The 15,578-nt window shown below is 30.1% G+C and carries 15 protein-coding genes; 13 read left to right on the top strand and 2 right to left on the bottom strand.

Annotated elements, in window-relative coordinates; genetic code table 11:
- Nucleotides 1–197: 197 nt before the first annotated feature.
- The 3 genes from pfkA (at nt 198) to WG945_RS16280 (ending at nt 2,670) form a co-directional block, all read left to right on the top strand.
- Nucleotides 198–1,181: a 6-phosphofructokinase gene (gene pfkA, locus WG945_RS16270; RefSeq protein ID WP_068449960.1), complete on the top strand. Its 984-nt coding sequence runs from the start codon at nt 198–200 to the stop codon at nt 1,179–1,181.
- A gap of 26 nt (nt 1,182–1,207) precedes the next feature.
- Nucleotides 1,208–2,209, top strand: a complete 1,002-nt coding sequence (gene gap, locus WG945_RS16275) for a type I glyceraldehyde-3-phosphate dehydrogenase (RefSeq protein WP_068449961.1) — start codon at nt 1,208–1,210, stop codon at nt 2,207–2,209.
- A gap of 92 nt (nt 2,210–2,301) precedes the next feature.
- Nucleotides 2,302–2,670, top strand: a complete 369-nt coding sequence (locus tag WG945_RS16280; RefSeq protein WP_068449962.1) for a methylglyoxal synthase — start codon at nt 2,302–2,304, stop codon at nt 2,668–2,670.
- On the opposite strand, the gene WG945_RS16285 is transcribed toward WG945_RS16280, so the two are convergent.
- Together WG945_RS16285 and WG945_RS16290 are read right to left on the bottom strand one after the other, a co-directional pair.
- Complete coding sequence (locus WG945_RS16285) at nt 2,663–3,043, bottom strand: RidA family protein (protein ID WP_068449963.1); 381 nt, start codon at nt 3,041–3,043, stop codon at nt 2,663–2,665. The two genes, WG945_RS16280 and WG945_RS16285, sit on opposite strands and share 8 nt — an antisense overlap.
- A 109-nt stretch (nt 3,044–3,152) precedes the next feature.
- Nucleotides 3,153–5,813 carry a putative LPS assembly protein LptD gene (locus WG945_RS16290; RefSeq protein WP_068449999.1) on the bottom strand — a complete coding sequence of 887 codons (2,661 nt, stop codon included), beginning with the start codon at nt 5,811–5,813 and terminating at the stop codon, nt 3,153–3,155.
- A gap of 93 nt (nt 5,814–5,906) precedes the next feature.
- On the opposite strand from WG945_RS16290, the gene WG945_RS16295 reads away from it, so the two are divergent.
- The 10 genes from WG945_RS16295 (at nt 5,907) to WG945_RS16340 (ending at nt 15,578) form a co-directional block, all read left to right on the top strand.
- Entirely contained in the window at nt 5,907–6,998 is a 1,092-nt protein-coding gene (locus WG945_RS16295; RefSeq protein WP_068449964.1) for an N-acetylmuramoyl-L-alanine amidase family protein, read from the top strand.
- Nucleotides 6,999–7,052: 54 nt separating this feature from the next.
- The gene (locus tag WG945_RS16300) at nt 7,053–8,021 is read left to right on the top strand and encodes an MlaD family protein (protein WP_068449965.1); all 969 of its coding nucleotides are present in this window, start codon (nt 7,053–7,055) and stop codon (nt 8,019–8,021) included.
- Between the two features lie 23 nt (nt 8,022–8,044).
- Nucleotides 8,045–9,361, top strand: a complete 1,317-nt coding sequence (locus WG945_RS16305; protein ID WP_068449966.1) for a (Fe-S)-binding protein — start codon at nt 8,045–8,047, stop codon at nt 9,359–9,361.
- A 136-nt stretch (nt 9,362–9,497) separates the two neighbouring features.
- Entirely contained in the window at nt 9,498–10,277 is a 780-nt protein-coding gene (locus tag WG945_RS16310) for a (Fe-S)-binding protein (RefSeq protein WP_068449967.1), read from the top strand.
- Nucleotides 10,278–10,301: 24 nt separating this feature from the next.
- Entirely contained in the window at nt 10,302–10,805 is a 504-nt protein-coding gene (locus WG945_RS16315; RefSeq protein ID WP_068449968.1) for a PH domain-containing protein, read from the top strand.
- On the top strand, nt 10,798–12,297 hold the full coding sequence (locus tag WG945_RS16320) for a PH domain-containing protein (protein WP_068449969.1): 1,500 nt from the start codon (nt 10,798–10,800) through the stop codon (nt 12,295–12,297). Before WG945_RS16315 ends, WG945_RS16320 begins: the two co-directional genes overlap by 8 nt.
- A complete protein-coding gene (menA, locus tag WG945_RS16325; RefSeq protein WP_068449970.1) occupies nt 12,288–13,199 on the top strand; it encodes a 1,4-dihydroxy-2-naphthoate octaprenyltransferase in 912 nt (303 codons plus the stop codon). The genes WG945_RS16320 and menA overlap by 10 nt, the downstream gene beginning before the upstream one ends.
- Before the next feature lie 27 nt (nt 13,200–13,226).
- Nucleotides 13,227–13,904 carry a metal-dependent hydrolase gene (locus tag WG945_RS16330; protein WP_068449971.1) on the top strand — a complete coding sequence of 226 codons (678 nt, stop codon included), beginning with the start codon at nt 13,227–13,229 and terminating at the stop codon, nt 13,902–13,904.
- A 1-nt stretch (nt 13,905) separates the two neighbouring features.
- Nucleotides 13,906–14,430, top strand: a complete 525-nt coding sequence (locus WG945_RS16335) for an SRPBCC family protein (RefSeq protein WP_068449972.1) — start codon at nt 13,906–13,908, stop codon at nt 14,428–14,430.
- A 110-nt stretch (nt 14,431–14,540) separates the two neighbouring features.
- Nucleotides 14,541–15,578, top strand: a complete 1,038-nt coding sequence (locus tag WG945_RS16340) for an o-succinylbenzoate synthase (protein WP_068449973.1) — start codon at nt 14,541–14,543, stop codon at nt 15,576–15,578.

Consider the following 15,578-nt stretch of genomic DNA (forward strand, 5'->3'; position numbering starts at 1 on the left):
TTTTTATCATTTAATTTTTTTGATTTGATTGCTAATTTTGCGTCTGAAAAAATATTAATAAAACAATAATGTATACCGTTGAATTATTTAATAAAATTTAGCTACTTTTCACTTATAATAACGAAAATGAGCCTAAAACGATTTCGTAATTTTATTATTTTAAATGGTTATAAAGCAGTAAATTTACATCACAATATATGAAGAAAATCAAAAAAATAGCAGTTATGACTTCTGGAGGAGATGCTCCAGGAATGAACGCCGCAATTAGAGCAGTAGTTAGGTCTTGTGCCTATTATAGTTTAGGTTGTGTAGGTATATATAGAGGGTATGAAGGTTTAATCGAAGATGATCTTGTAGAACTAAATGCAAGAAGCGTTCATAATATTATTAACAAAGGTGGAACAATCTTAAAATCTGCAAGGTCTAAAGGATTTAGAACTAAAGAAGGTAGACAGAAAGCTTACGAAAACTTAATAGAACGTGAGGTAGATGCATTGGTTGTAATTGGTGGAGATGGTTCGTTTACCGGAGCAGTATTGTTTAATGAAGAATTTGGTTTCCCTGTAGTAGGAATTCCAGGTACTATTGATAATGATATCTTTGGAACATCCCATACACTAGGTTACGACACCGCTTTAAATACAGCAGTAGAAGCAATAGATAAGATTAGAGATACAGCATCTTCACATAACAGACTTTTCTTTGTTGAGGTTATGGGACGTGATGCAGGTTTTATCGCTTTAAATGCAGGAGTAGGAGCTGGAGCAGAAGAAATCTTGATTCCTGAAGAAGATTTAGGTTTAGACAGATTATTAGAATCTTTAGAAAGAAGTAGAAGAGCAGGAAAATCATCTAGTATTGTAGTCGTTGCAGAAGGAGATAAATCTGGTAAAAACGTTTACGAATTAGCAAAATATGTAGAGGAGAATTTACCTCAATATGATGTTAGAGTTAGTATTCTTGGTCACATGCAAAGAGGTGGTTCACCTTCTTGTTTTGATAGAGTTTTAGCAAGTAGACTAGGTGTAAAAGCAGTAGAGTTATTATTAGATGGTAAAACCAATTTAATGGTTGGTTTACAAGATAATAAAGTAATTAGTACAGATATTAAAGTAGCAATTGCAGGTGGTCATTCTATAAACCACGAGTTGCTTAGAATTTCTGATATTATAACAACATAAAAAATAAATAATTAAAAATTAGTAAAATGATTAAAATAGGAATTAACGGATTTGGAAGAATTGGTAGATTAGCATTCAGATCTACTGTAAATAGAAAAGACGTACAGGTAGTAGGAATTAATGATTTATTAGATGTAGATTATTTAGCTTACATGTTAAAATACGATTCAGTTCACGGTGCATTTGATGGTACTGTTGATGTTAAAGATGGTAAATTAATTGTAAACGGAAACGAAATTAGAATTACAGCAGAAAGAAACCCAGCAGATTTAAAATGGGATGAAATTGGAGCTGAATATGTTATAGAATCTACAGGTTTTTTCTTAACAGCAGAAACTGCAGGAAAACACTTAGAAGCAGGTGCTAAAAAAGTAGTATTATCTGCACCTTCTAAAGATGATACACCAATGTTTGTAATGGGTGTTAACAATACAGAATTAAAAGCAGATCAAAAGATTTTTTCTAACGCATCTTGTACTACAAACTGTTTATCTCCTATTGCTAAAGTATTAAACGATAACTGGGGTATCTCAGAAGGTTTAATGACAACTGTACATGCTGCAACAGCTACTCAAAAAACTGTTGATGGTCCTTCTATGAAAGACTGGAGAGGTGGACGTTCTGCAATTGGTAACGTAATTCCTTCTTCAACTGGAGCTGCAAAAGCTGTTGGAAAAGTAATTCCTGCATTAAACGGAAAATTAACTGGTATGGCTTTTAGAGTTCCTACTATGGATGTTTCTGTTGTAGATTTAACTGTAAAATTAGAAAAGCCAGCAACATATGCAGAAATTTGTGCTGCAATGAAAGCTGCTTCAGAAAGTGATGCAATGAAAGGTGTTTTAGGATACACTGAAGATATGGTAGTTTCTCAAGACTTTGTTGGAGATACTCGTACTTCTATCTTTGATGCTAAAGCAGGTATCGCTTTAAACGATAACTTTGTAAAAGTTGTTTCTTGGTATGATAACGAAATGGGTTATTCAACTAAGATTGTAGACTTAATCGAATATGCAGCTTCTTTATAATATAAAGTAGTTCATCTATATAAAACCTGATAGAATTAATTTTCTATCAGGTTTTTTTTTATCTTTAGAATAAATAAATTTAATAGTATTTTATGGAAATAGCAATTATTGCACACGATGGCAAAAAAGCAGAAATGGTTCAGTTTTTAAATGAACATAAAGAGGTTTTGCTTACAAAAAATATAAAGTTAGTTTCTACAGGAACTACAGGTTCTAAAGCAGAAAAAGCGGGTTTTGTAGTTACAAAATTCTTATCAGGTCCTATTGGAGGAGATGCGCAAATTGCAGCAAGAGTTGCAGAAGGCAAATGCAATATGGTCTTGTTTTTTAGAGATCCTCATGCAAAACACCCTCACGAACCAGATATTATAATGCTGTTAAGAATTTGTGATGTACACAATGTTCCGTTAGCAACAAATCCTGCTTCTGCAGATTTACTAATGAAAGCAATTGCTATTTAATAGCAATTGCACTAATTTCTACATTTACAAATTTAGGCAAGTTTGCTACTTCTACAGTTTCTCTTGCAGGTGCAGTTTCTTCGTTAAAATAGGTTCCGTAAATAGCATTTATTTCTCCAAAATTATTCATGTCAGAAATAAAAATAGAGGTTTTAATGACGTTTTCGAAAGTCATATCTGCAGCAGCTAAAACTTCCTTTAGGTTTTCCATAACCTGAGTTGTTTCTTCTTTTATTGAAGATAAGATCAATTCTCCTGTTTCTGGGTTGATAGCAATTTGACCAGAAGTATATAGCGTATTTCCGCTTAATACAGCCTGATTGTAAGGCCCTATTGGAGCCGGTGCTTTTGTAGTTGTTATTATTTTTTTCATTAAATTATGTGTTTTATTTTGTTACCATCGTAAGTAACAAAGTTAATAAGTTTTAAGGATTGTTTGCATAGTGTAATCTAAGTATTTTAGTTTTGAATACTGAATACTATTAGAACAACGTTCTATCTGCAGGTTTCGTTTTATCCCATTTAAGATCTGATAAGACAGAAGATTTTACACCAATAAAAAACGTGTAAGAAGAATTTGTTCCAAAAGGAACCCAGTTAAAATTAAATTGCCAACTGTCTAAATCTCTTGTGAAATTAAATCTAGAAAACGTAAAAGCACCTCCTTTAACATCGTAACCAGATGAGTAACCCATTTTCCATTTTGGTGATAGCTCTAAATTACCACTAAACATAATACTGTGTACTCCAATACTACCACCATCTAAACCATTATTCGTATAATTTGCAGAGTATGCTAAATTTATAGACCATGGTATGTCTGCTGTATATAACTTGGTTTCTTTTTTAGTATCTGTTTCTTCTTTATTATTAGCGTTATTTCTATTATTCCTACCAGTAGGATTAATATCTGCACCAATAACATCTACATTATTGTCACCTCCGTTAGCACTTTGTTTAGACTGGTCTTTTTTATCTTTACCAAAATCGGTACTAGATATAGAGTAATTAGCGGTTAAATTAGCGTTGGTCAATCTTAAAATATTTGCGTTGTATTCATTGATTCTTACACCATCGCTATTTACTTTATAAGGATCCATAGAACCACTTAAGTTTAGTGATAATTTGTCTTTAAATAACCTTGTACCTGCAGAAAAGCTAACAGGAGACCATCGTAAACTATCGGCTGCAATATTATAAGAACTACTAAAATTTAAGTTGTTTAACAGCGTTACTTTCTCATCTTCTTCATCACTATCGGGATCTTTAGGGGCAACTTTTGCTTCTAAAACGTTGTTTAAAGAAATACCTATAGAATTGCTTAATCCAGAAGATGGTGCACCATAAATACCTTGGTCATAAACCGTGTAATCTAATAAATCTTTTGCATCTGCACTTTGCTGAACTTGCTTTATGTATTTATCTTTAAAGTCTGGTCTATAAGAATAAGAAACAGACGGTCTAAAAGTATGTCTAATTGTTTTTAATCTTCCTTTCTTAAAATTAAAAGTACCATAAATATTTGTAGATAAACTAATACCAGCATTGTATTCTCTATAACTTTTAAAACCTCTAAGTGTATCTGTTACCACTACATTCTCTGTAACATCATAATCTTTTTGAATATAATCAAACTGCCAGGTTTCTTCATAATTAGCACTTGGAGATAATGTAAAGTACTTAAATGCTTTTATGTTTGTGCTAGTTCCTGTCTTATGTTGCATTCCAGATCTTGCTGTTTCAAACATTTTTGGTGTAAAAAACTCATCATCTGTAGTGTTAATTAAATACTGCCCTTGCATCGTATAATTAAAACCCATTTTTTGAATTGGAGTTTTTTGAATTCCATTTTTTCCTGCAAACGGATATATTCTACTCATATTTACAGTTAATGACGGTAAAGTCATTGTAATAGCTTCTGTATTTGTATTTTGCTGATGACTTGCAGTAAGGTTCATATTAAACGGTGTGCCAACAAATGTTTTGCTATAGTTTATAGACGAGTTAAAGGTGTTTGTTAACGTCTGTGCTACATTGTATTGGTTTTGAGATTCTCTAAAAAACTTACTACTTCCTAAGTTTACTGAGGCAGAGAATCTAGAGTTAGGGCTAGCTTTAGAGTCTTGACTATGAGACCATCTAATATTAAAATTGTTCGATTTACTATAATCATCAAAACCACTAATTCCGTTAATGTTATTTTCGAAATTTAAACTAAAAGAACCATTAAAACGATATCTTTTTCTGTAGTTAGATGATATTCTAGAACCCCAACTTCCGTTAGAATATGCATCACCTAAAACTGTTAAATCCATATATTCACTAATCGCAAAATAATAACCACCATTCTGAAAACCAATACCTCTATCACTACTACCAGTATCAAAAGACGGAATTAAAAATCCAGAAACACTTGTTTCAGTTATTGGAAAATAGGCAAATGGTAAAAAGATAGGGGTAGGGATGTCTGCTAACACTAAATTACTGGTACCAACAATAATCTTTTTTCCTGGAACTAATTTTGCTTTGTCAGTTGCAATGTAATAATCTGGGTTTTTCTTTTCTGAAGTAGTAAATTGTATATTTCTTACATAAATAGTAGAGTCATTTACACGTTTGGTTTTTTCTCCATACGTAAACATTTCTCCTTGTTTTGTTTTTAATCCGTAGATTAAAGCTCTTTTACTCTTAAAATTATAGATAATAGAGTCTTGTTCAGATTCTTGACTACCTTGTTTAAATATTGGGCGTTGCACGTATCCTGTACTGTCAATTATTCCTTTTGCAAAAAGTGTGTTTTTCTTATAATCAACAACAATAATTCCTGCTTTTAAATCAATATCTGTATAGGTTATGTTTGCTTCGTTGTAAAGTGTAACCGTTTGGTTTTTTGCGTTTTGTATAGTGTAGTCTGTGGCAACATGTACAATAATGTCTTCTATCGTTTCTTTAGGTTTTATAGAGTCTAAAGAAATGGAATCTGTTTGTTTTAAAGCCAAAGAATCTCTCTTACTTTTAAATAAAGAGTCTTTAGCAACATTAGTATTTGTTGTTTTATCTTTAGATTTTAGCTCTTGTGAAAAGCCTATTTCTATAAAAAAGATACAGCAAAATAAAAGAATGTATGATAGGTTTGTTTGCAATGCTTTAAATGCTATTTTTGTATAAAGGTTAAAAGTATGGCTCAATATTTGGAACACCAAATTTGAGAAGCCAAAATTAGTTAAATTTTATTGATGCAATTTAAAGAAAATCACAAAATTAATATCAAAGTAAAAAATATTTTATTTTTTCTCTTTGCGTTCTCATTTTTAATGAATCCATTATTAATGTTTGCGCAGAAGGAATATGTTGTTGTTATTGATGCTGGCCATGGAGGGAAAGACCCTGGAAACTTAGGCAATGGTTACAAAGAGAAAGATATAGCCTTAAAAGTTGCGTTAATTGTAGGAGATAAATTGTCTAAGACTAAAGATATAAAAGTTGTTTACACTAGAAATAATGATGTTTTTATAGATTTATGGAAAAGAGGAGAAATTGCAAATCATGCTAAAGCAGACTTGTTTTTATCTATTCATTGCGATTCTCATACCTCTAATGCCTACGGAGCAGGTACTTTTGTTTTGGGGTTAAGGGGTAATAAAAAGAACTTAGAAATCGCTAAAAGAGAAAATGCAGCTATTTTTTATGAAGAGAATTACGAAGAAAAGTATAAGGGATTTGATTCTAATTCTGCAGAATCGGTAATTGGTTTATCGCTTTTGCAAGAAGAAAATTTAGATAAGAGTTTAGCTATTGCTAGTTTAATTCAAAATAGTTTTACTTCTAAATTAAAGAGACACGATAGAAAGGTAAAGCAAGATAACTTTCAGGTTTTAAGAGAAACCATTATGCCAAGTGTTTTGGTAGAGTTAGGTTTTTTAACGAATAAAACAGAAGGAAGATACTTGAATTCTAAAAAAGGTCAAGAACAAATGGGAACTGCTATTACAGCTGCTGTTTTAAATTATGTAGGTAATTTAAAACTAAACACTGTAAATAATAACATATCAGAAAACAAAGTGGTAGGAAGTATTGAATATAAAGTTCAAATTGCTTCTGGAAAAAATAAAATAGCAACTAAATCTTATAATTTTAAAGGTTTAGATGATGTAGAGAGAGTTGCTGTAGGAAGTTTTTATAAATATTATTTTGGAAATACTTCTAATTATAATAAAGTGAAACAATCTTTAAGGGTTGCAAAATCTAAAGGATATACTTCTGCTTTTATTGTTGCTTTTAAGAATGGTGAAAAGATTTCCGTTCATGAAGCTGTTAAAATACAATAGATTTGATGGTCTCAACCAAAAATTATTAGTAGTTTTGTTATTAAACTTTTATGGATGTCTAAAGAATTAAAAACAGGAATTGTAGCTATTGTTATTATATTCATATTTATATGGGGATATAACTTTTTAAAAGGTCAAAACTTGTTTGATGGAAATACCCGTTATTTTAAAGTAGAATACACAAATATTGGTGGTTTAACAGAGTCTAGCTCAGTAACTATTAATGGGTTAAAAGTAGGTAAGGTTATAGATATTGCTTTTAATAAATCAGAAGATAAAAAAGGGCAATTAGTAGTAAATTTTGCTATTGAAAAAGATTTTGAATTCTCTAAAAAGAGTGTTGTGAAAATCTATTCTCCAAGTCCTTTAGGTGGGTCTAACCTAGCTATCATACCTAATTATGAAGGAGAAATGGCCATTTCTGGAGATTATCTAAAAGGTCAAATTGAATCAAGTTTATTTACTTCTATTGGAGAACGCTTAGATCCAATACAAGCAAAGTTAGAGACAGTAATGGTAAGAGCAGATTCATTGTTTAAAAATGTAAACAATATTTTAGATACCAACACACAAAATAGTCTAAAAAATTCGGTTTCTAGCTTAGAGGCAACTTTAAATGAAGTAAATAAAATGATGTCATCTGTAAACGGAGTGATAGATGCTACCTCTTCAGATTTAAAAGCAAGTGTAAAAAACACAAAAACAATTACAGAAAATTTCGCAAAAGTTTCAGATACGTTAGCAAATGCTGATATTGGTAGGATTGTAAAAAAAGCAGAACATACGCTTACTTCTGTTAATACAATATTAGAAGGTATCAACTCTGGTAAAGGTACTATAGGTAAATTAATTACTGATGAAGCGATGTACACAAATTTAGAAAACGCTTCTAAAGAACTAGAAGAATTGCTTAGAGAAATGAAGTTGAACCCTAAGCGATTTGTACACTTTTCATTATTTGGTAAAAAAGCAAAGCCTTATACACCTAAGAAAGACACCGAATTAGAAGAAGAAAATAACTAATTTCACATAAACTATTAACTAATATGCAATACCTACCCAATATAATTTTTGCTTTAGCATTAGCTTTAGGACTTAGTTTTTTTACGATGAACATTCGTAAATTATTAAGAAATATCAAATTAGGTAAAGATGTTAATCGTACAGATAAAAAGCCTGAACGGTTAAAAAATATGTTGATGATTGCTTTGGGGCAATCAAAAATGGTGAAAAGACCTTTTTCAGGATTTTTACATATCATTGTTTATTTAGGTTTTATAATTATTAATATTGAAGTTGTAGAAATTATTATCGATGGATTATTTGGAACTCACAGAATTTTTCAAGGGCTTTTGGGCGATGGTTTATATGGCTTTTTAATTGGTGTTTTCGAAGTATTAGCAGCCTTAGTTTTTGTTGCTGTTGTATTGTTTTGGTTGCGTAGAAATGTGTCTAACATTAAACGTTTTCTGAGTAAAGAAATGAAAGGTTGGCCTAAAAACGATGGAAATTATATTCTTTATATTGAAATGGTTTTAATGACCTTGTTTTTGGTGATGAATGCTACGGATGTTAGTTTTCAGCAAGCAGGAATAGGAAATACAATTAGTCAGTTTATAGCACCTTTATTTGATGGTTTTTCACCAGAAGGTTTACATACAATAGAAAGAACTTGTTGGTGGATTCATATTTTAGGGATTTTAGTTTTCTTAAATTATTTATATTACTCAAAGCATTTACATATACTATTAGCTTTTCCAAATACGTATTTTGCAAATTTAAATCCAAAAGGACAGTTTACAAATTTAGAATCTGTTACTACTGAAGTGAAATTAATGATGGATCCTGATGCAGATCCTTATGCAACGCCACCAGAAGGAGCAGAAGATGCAGTCCCAGAAAAATTTGGTGCATCTGATGTTGCAGATTTAAATTGGGTACAATTATTAAATGCTTACACCTGTACAGAATGCGGTAGATGTACATCTTCTTGTCCAGCAAATCTTACAGGAAAAGAATTATCGCCTAGAAAAATCATGATGGATACTCGTGATCGTTTAGAAGAAGTTGGTAGAAATATTGATGCTAATAAAGGTGTTTTTGTAGATGATGGTAAGCAATTATTAAACGATTATATTTCTCCAGAAGAACTTTGGGCATGTACAAGTTGTAATGCTTGTGTAGAAGAATGTCCGGTAAATATAGATCCTCTTTCTATTATTATGGATATGAGAAGATATTTGGTAATGGAAGAAAGTGCAGCGCCACAAGAGTTAAATATGATGATGACAAACATCGAAAACAACGGAGCTCCTTGGCAATACAATCAACAAGATAGATTAAACTGGGCAAAAGAGGAGTAAAAAATGTTGGCACTTCTCAGTTTTAGAAAGAAGAAACTGTTTTTAGACCATGTCAGTTCGGGTGAATTTATGAAGAACTAATAAATTTATATCGACAACACACGATTAATCATTTAAACGAATAAACATCAAAGTTATGAACGTACCAACAATGGCAGATATGATGGCTCAAGGTAAGCAACCAAAAGTGTTGTTTTGGGTTGGCGCAGCAGGAAGTTATGATGATAGAGCAAAAAAAATATCGAGAGCATTTGTAAAAATATTACATCAAGCTAAGGTAGATTTTGCTGTTTTAGGAACGGAGGAATCATCTACTGGTGATGCAGCAAAAAGAGCAGGAAATGAATTCTTGTTTCAAATGCAAGCAATGATGAATATTGAAGTATTAAATGGTTATGAAGTAAAAAAAATAGTTACTTGTGATCCGCATTCGTTTAATACTTTAAAAAATGAATATCCTTCTTTAGGAGGAAAATATGAAGTTTTTCATCATACACAATTCATCCAAAATTTAATTTCTGAAGGTCGTTTAACATTAGATGATACTACTTTAAAGGGTAAAAGAGTAACGTTTCATGATCCTTGTTATTTAGGTAGAGCTAATGATGTTTATGAGTCTCCTAGAGAATTAATAAAAAGATTAGGTGTTAATTTAACAGAAATGAAACGCCATAAATCTACCGCATTATGTTGTGGAGCAGGAGGTGCGCAAATGTTTAAAGATGCTGAAAAAGGGGATAAGGAGATTAATGTTTTAAGAACAGAAGATGCTTTAGAAACCAAACCAAATATTATTGCTACAGGTTGTCCGTATTGCAATACAATGATGACAGACGGAATTAAATTTAAAGAAAAAGAAGCAGAAGTTGTTGTTAAAGATATTGCAGAACTAATTGCAGAGGCTAATAATTTGTAGGAAAAAAACATTAAATTAATTTAAATGTTTGAAAACGAGTTTGTTTCTAATTTACCAAATATTACAGAAATCACCTTTAAACCAATCAATAAGAACTATTTAAAAGTTATTTTATTAAATAGTTTATTACTTTTTGGAGCTATTTTAATGGGGATTTTTATAGCGAATCATTATAATTTTCTAGACGCAATTAGTCCTTATGTTTATCTTGTCTACATTGCTTTTATAATAGTTCTGATAATTACAATACTTTTACTTTACTTTGGATTTAAAAAAAGAAAATATGCTGTTCGAGAAAAAGACATTTCTTATAAAAGCGGTTTATTCTTCCAAAAAATTACAACAGTACCGTTTTCTAGAGTTCAGCATATAGAAGTAGATGAAAGCCCTCTCTCTAGGTTTTTTAAATTAGCTTCTTTAAGTGTTTTTACTGCCGGAGATAGTAGTGATGATTTAGATATAAAAGGAATTACCAAAAAGGAAGCTATAGAAATAAAAGAATTTATTAGTCAAAAAATCAATGAATAACACGTTTGATTTTAGTCAATTTTCTAAACAATCTAAAAAAGGAATTCTTATAATTTATTTTAAGTTACTGTATAAATTATTAAAAGCTTTTTGGGTCTTACTTTTTCTGTTTTTTCAGAAATTTTCTAAGTTTAATCAAACTACACTGTTTTATATCTATTTGGGACTTGGATTTTTGTTATTATTTTTTCTGATTAGGGCTTTTTTAATTTATCAAAATTTTCAGTTTAAGGTAGATAAGAATCACTTTATTTTAAAACAAGGAATCTTAAAAAAAACAAATACTTCCATTTCTTTTGATAGAATTCAGAACATCAATTTTAAGCAAAATATTATTCAACAGCTTATCAATGTATATGAAGTTAATATAGAAACTGCAGGGTCTAACAAAACAGAAATCTCTATAAAGGCATTGTCTTTTCAAAAAGCCAAAGCGCTTAAAAGTCAACTTTCATTCCATAACTCAACCATAATCAAAGAAGAAATTGTTGCAGAAAAACCATTTCTAAAAATAAATTTATTAGAGTTATTAAAGGTTAGTTTCACAGAAAACCATCTACAAAGTTTGCTCATTTTTATGGCCTTATTAGTAGGGCTTTTTCAGCAACTAGAACAATTATTTAGTGGTATTGGAAAAGATCATTTATTAAATGAATATATAGAAAAAAGTAGTAGTTCTTTTCATCAAAGTATTTTTGTGTTCATTGTGCTAATTATCTTATTGATTTTTATAGCAATTTTAAGTTCTTTTGTAAGAATATTCTTATTTCATTTTAATTTAACTGTTTTTATAAAAGATCAAAACTTTGAAATCTATCAAGGATTGCTTACAAAAAAATCTATTATATTAAAGAAGGATAAAATTCAGAGTATTACTGTTTCTACAAATCCAATAAAAAAGATTTTAGGTATTTCCTTTATCACTTTTAAACAAGCTGTTAGTGGTAAAGTAAATAAAAAAAGAAAAGACAAGTTAATACGAATTGTTGGCTGTAAAAAAGCTCAGGTAAACAGAATTAAGGAATTACTTTTCAACTTTTCTGAAGTAGATCAATTAGAAAGAAAGCAGGTACATGTTTATTTAAAAAGAAGAATGTATTTTCTGTCTTTTTTACTTTTACTGATAACAAATGTAGTTTTTTATCTTACTTTTTTAGACAAACTAGTTTTCTTAACTAACATTTTATTGGTTCCATTATTTATTCTTATTGTCAATTTAATCTTCAATAAAAGATTTTATAAAATAAGTGATGATGTTTTGTTGGTTGGTTCAGGAAGTTTTGACACTCATTTAACATATTTACCCTTTTTTAAGGTGCAAAATATTAAAATGATGCAAACTTTTTTTCAAGAAAGAAATAAGGTTGTAGATTTGGTTTTTCAAACCGCTTCTGGAGAAATTAAACTTCCTTGTATAGAAAAAAGCGAGGCGATAAAAATTTACAATTATACTTTATTTAAAGTAGAAAGTAGTACGAATTTATGGATGTAAAAAATTACATAAAAGCAGCAAGGTTAAGAACTTTACCTTTATCTGTTTCAGGAATTATTTTGGGTAGCTTTTTAGGAACTAAAAAATTAAGTGATGAAATTTCAATTCTGGAATCTCCAATTTTTTGGTTAGCAATATTAACTACTGTCGGTTTTCAGGTATTGTCTAATTTTGCAAACGATTATGGAGACGGAATTAAAGGTTCCGATAAAAATAGAACAGGAGAAGCACGTATGGTTTCATCAGGAGCAATCACTCCGAAACAAATGAAATTAGCCATGATAATTACAACAATTATCACCTTAATAATAGCCTTATTTCTTATTTACGTTTCTTTTGGTAAAGAAAATTTTGGATATTCAATATTATTTTTAGGTTTAGGAATTGCTTCAATTGCTGCAGCTATTAAATATACCGTTGGTAACTCTGCTTATGGATATAGTGGTTTTGGTGATGTTTTTGTTTTTCTGTTTTTTGGTTTATTAAGCGTAGTTGGTAGTTATTTCTTATTCACAAAACACCTTGATATGTATGTTTTTTTACCAGCAATTTCAGTTGGCTTATTAAGTACTGCTGTTTTAAACCTTAATAATTTACGTGATAGAGAAGAAGATAAAAAAAATAATAAAAACACCTTAGTTGTTAAGTTAGGAAACGTAAAAGCAAAAAAATATCATTATTTTTTAATTTTTGGGGCTTTGATTTTTGCTTGTGCATATGCCTTTTTAGATTTTAGAAATATTTATCAACTTATTTTTTTAGGTGCTTTTGTTCCGTTAATTAGAAATGTAAAAACTGTTGCAGCCAATAATATTCCTGCAGAATTAGATAGTGAACTTAAAAAAGTAGCATTAAGCACTTTTTTGTTTGCAATTCTTTTTGGAGTTGGACAAATTATGTAATTTGTGAATTAAATATAATTTTAAGATATGAAGATTAAATTTTTAGGTCATTCTTGTTTTTCTATAGAAATAAACAACGTAACTATTTTAGTAGATCCGTTTATTTCGGGTAATGCATTAGCTTCTCACATAGATATCTCTAATTTAAAAGCAGATTTTATCTTGTTAACACATGCGCATCAAGATCATGTTTTAGATGTAGAAATAATTGCAGAGAGAACAAAGGCAGTTATTGTTTCTAACTATGAAATATCCATGTACTATGGGGCAAAAGATTTAAATGTAAGTGCATTAAATCATGGAGGTACTTTTAAAACGGAGCACTTTTCTGCAAAATACGTAAATGCAATTCACACTTCCTCTTTTGCAGATGGTACTTATGGTGGAGAACCGGGAGGTTTTGTAATTTCATCAAAAGATAAAAACCTATATGTTGCAGGAGATACTGCTTTAACAATGGATATGAAATTGATTCCTTTAACTACGAAGCTTACTGCAGCTATTTTTCCTATTGGAGATACGTTTACTATGGGAGTGGAAGATGCAATTATTGCAAGTGATTTAGTGGAGTGTCCTAAAGTAATTGGATGTCATTTTAATACTTTTCCTCCAATTGAAATCGATATTAATGAAGCAAAATCTAAATTCACATCAAAAAATAAAGAGTTGGTTGTATTAGAAATAGGAGAAAATATAAACTTATAAAATGAAAGCAATAAAAATAATTTTAGGAATCATTTCTGCATTTGTAGTTGTTTTTCTACTAACAGGTTTAATTGTAAAAGAAACAACGTATACCGCTCAAGTATCTATTAGTAAGTCCATAGATCAGGTTTTTACAGCTTTTAATAATTCTGAGGATGTACAAAACTGGATTCCAGAAGTACAGTCTTTTGAGGTTGTTAATGAAAACCCTGGTAAAATAGGAAGTATTTACAAAATAGTTGTTTTAAACCAAGGTCAAGAAATAAGTATGACCGAAAAAGTGTTGGCTTATGTGCCAAATGAAAAAGTAACCTTGTTTTTTGATGCAGAAGGTATGCTTAAAAAAGACGATTATATTTTTACAGAAAGTAATGGGGTTACCACTGTTACTTTAAATGCAAGTTGCCAAAGTGATACGTTTATAATGGCATGTATTTTTCCTTATTTTAAAGGAACATTTAGAGAACAAGATCAATCTTATTTGAATAACCTTAAAGTTTTTATAGAAGGTAAAGTAGACGAATAATCTTTCATTTTATTACTTGCTGTTTTCTCTGTATTTAAAATACGATCTTAATATTAATGTTTTCACTAAACGTGGAAATATTTTTGTAACGCTAAATCAATTATACTCTTTTGTTAAACGCTACCTACAAAAAATACATTCTCAATTTTAAAAACCCAAGTGGAACATCACGTGGAATTTTAAGAACTAAAGAAACTTGGTTTATCTTTTTAAATAAAAATGGTAAAATAGGTGTTGGAGAAACGGGCTTGTTTAGAGGCTTAAGCTTTGATGATGTGCCTAATTATGAAGAAAAATTAATATGGGTTTGTAATAACATTAATAAAGGTTTGGTCTTTTTGCTAAAAGAACTCTCTGAGTTTCCATCCATACAATTCGGGTTAGAGCAAGCTTTCTTATCACTTAAAAGTGACGATAAGTTTCATTTATTTCCATCAGAATTTACCAAAGGGAACGAAGCTATTGATATAAACGGCCTAATTTGGATGGGTGAAGAAGCGTTTATGAAAAAACAAATCAAAGAAAAATTAGAAGCAGGTTTTTCTTGTATCAAAATGAAAATTGGTGCCATTAATTTTGAGACTGAAATAGCGTTGTTAAAATCCATCCGAAAAGAATTTTCATCAAAAGAAATAGAGTTAAGAGTAGATGCAAATGGTGCTTTTAATCCAAAGAATGCTTTAGAAAAATTAAAGCGTTTATCCGAATTAGAAATTCATTCTATAGAACAACCCATTAAACAAGGTCAAGTAGAAGAAATGGCTACTTTATGTGCTACAACACCTTTGCCAATTGCATTGGATGAAGAGTTAATAGGTGTGTTTTCATCCGAAGAAAAAAATCAATTATTACAAACTATTCAACCTCAATTTATCATTTTAAAACCAAGTTTAATCGGTGGTTTCGCTGGTAGTTTAGAATGGATTAAATTTGCAGAAGAAATAAAATCTGATTGGTGGATAACCTCTGCATTAGAAAGTAATATTGGTTTAAATGCTATTGCTCAATTTACACATACATTAAAAAGTAATTTACCACAAGGTTTAGGAACCGGTGGGCTATTCACAAATAATTTTGCAAGTCCGTTAGTAGTTAAAAATGGAGCTTTATATTATCATCAAACTCAAAACTGGGATTTTAATTTATAA

Source organism: Polaribacter atrinae, assembly GCF_038023995.1.
Lineage (GTDB): Bacteria > Bacteroidota > Bacteroidia > Flavobacteriales > Flavobacteriaceae > Polaribacter > Polaribacter atrinae.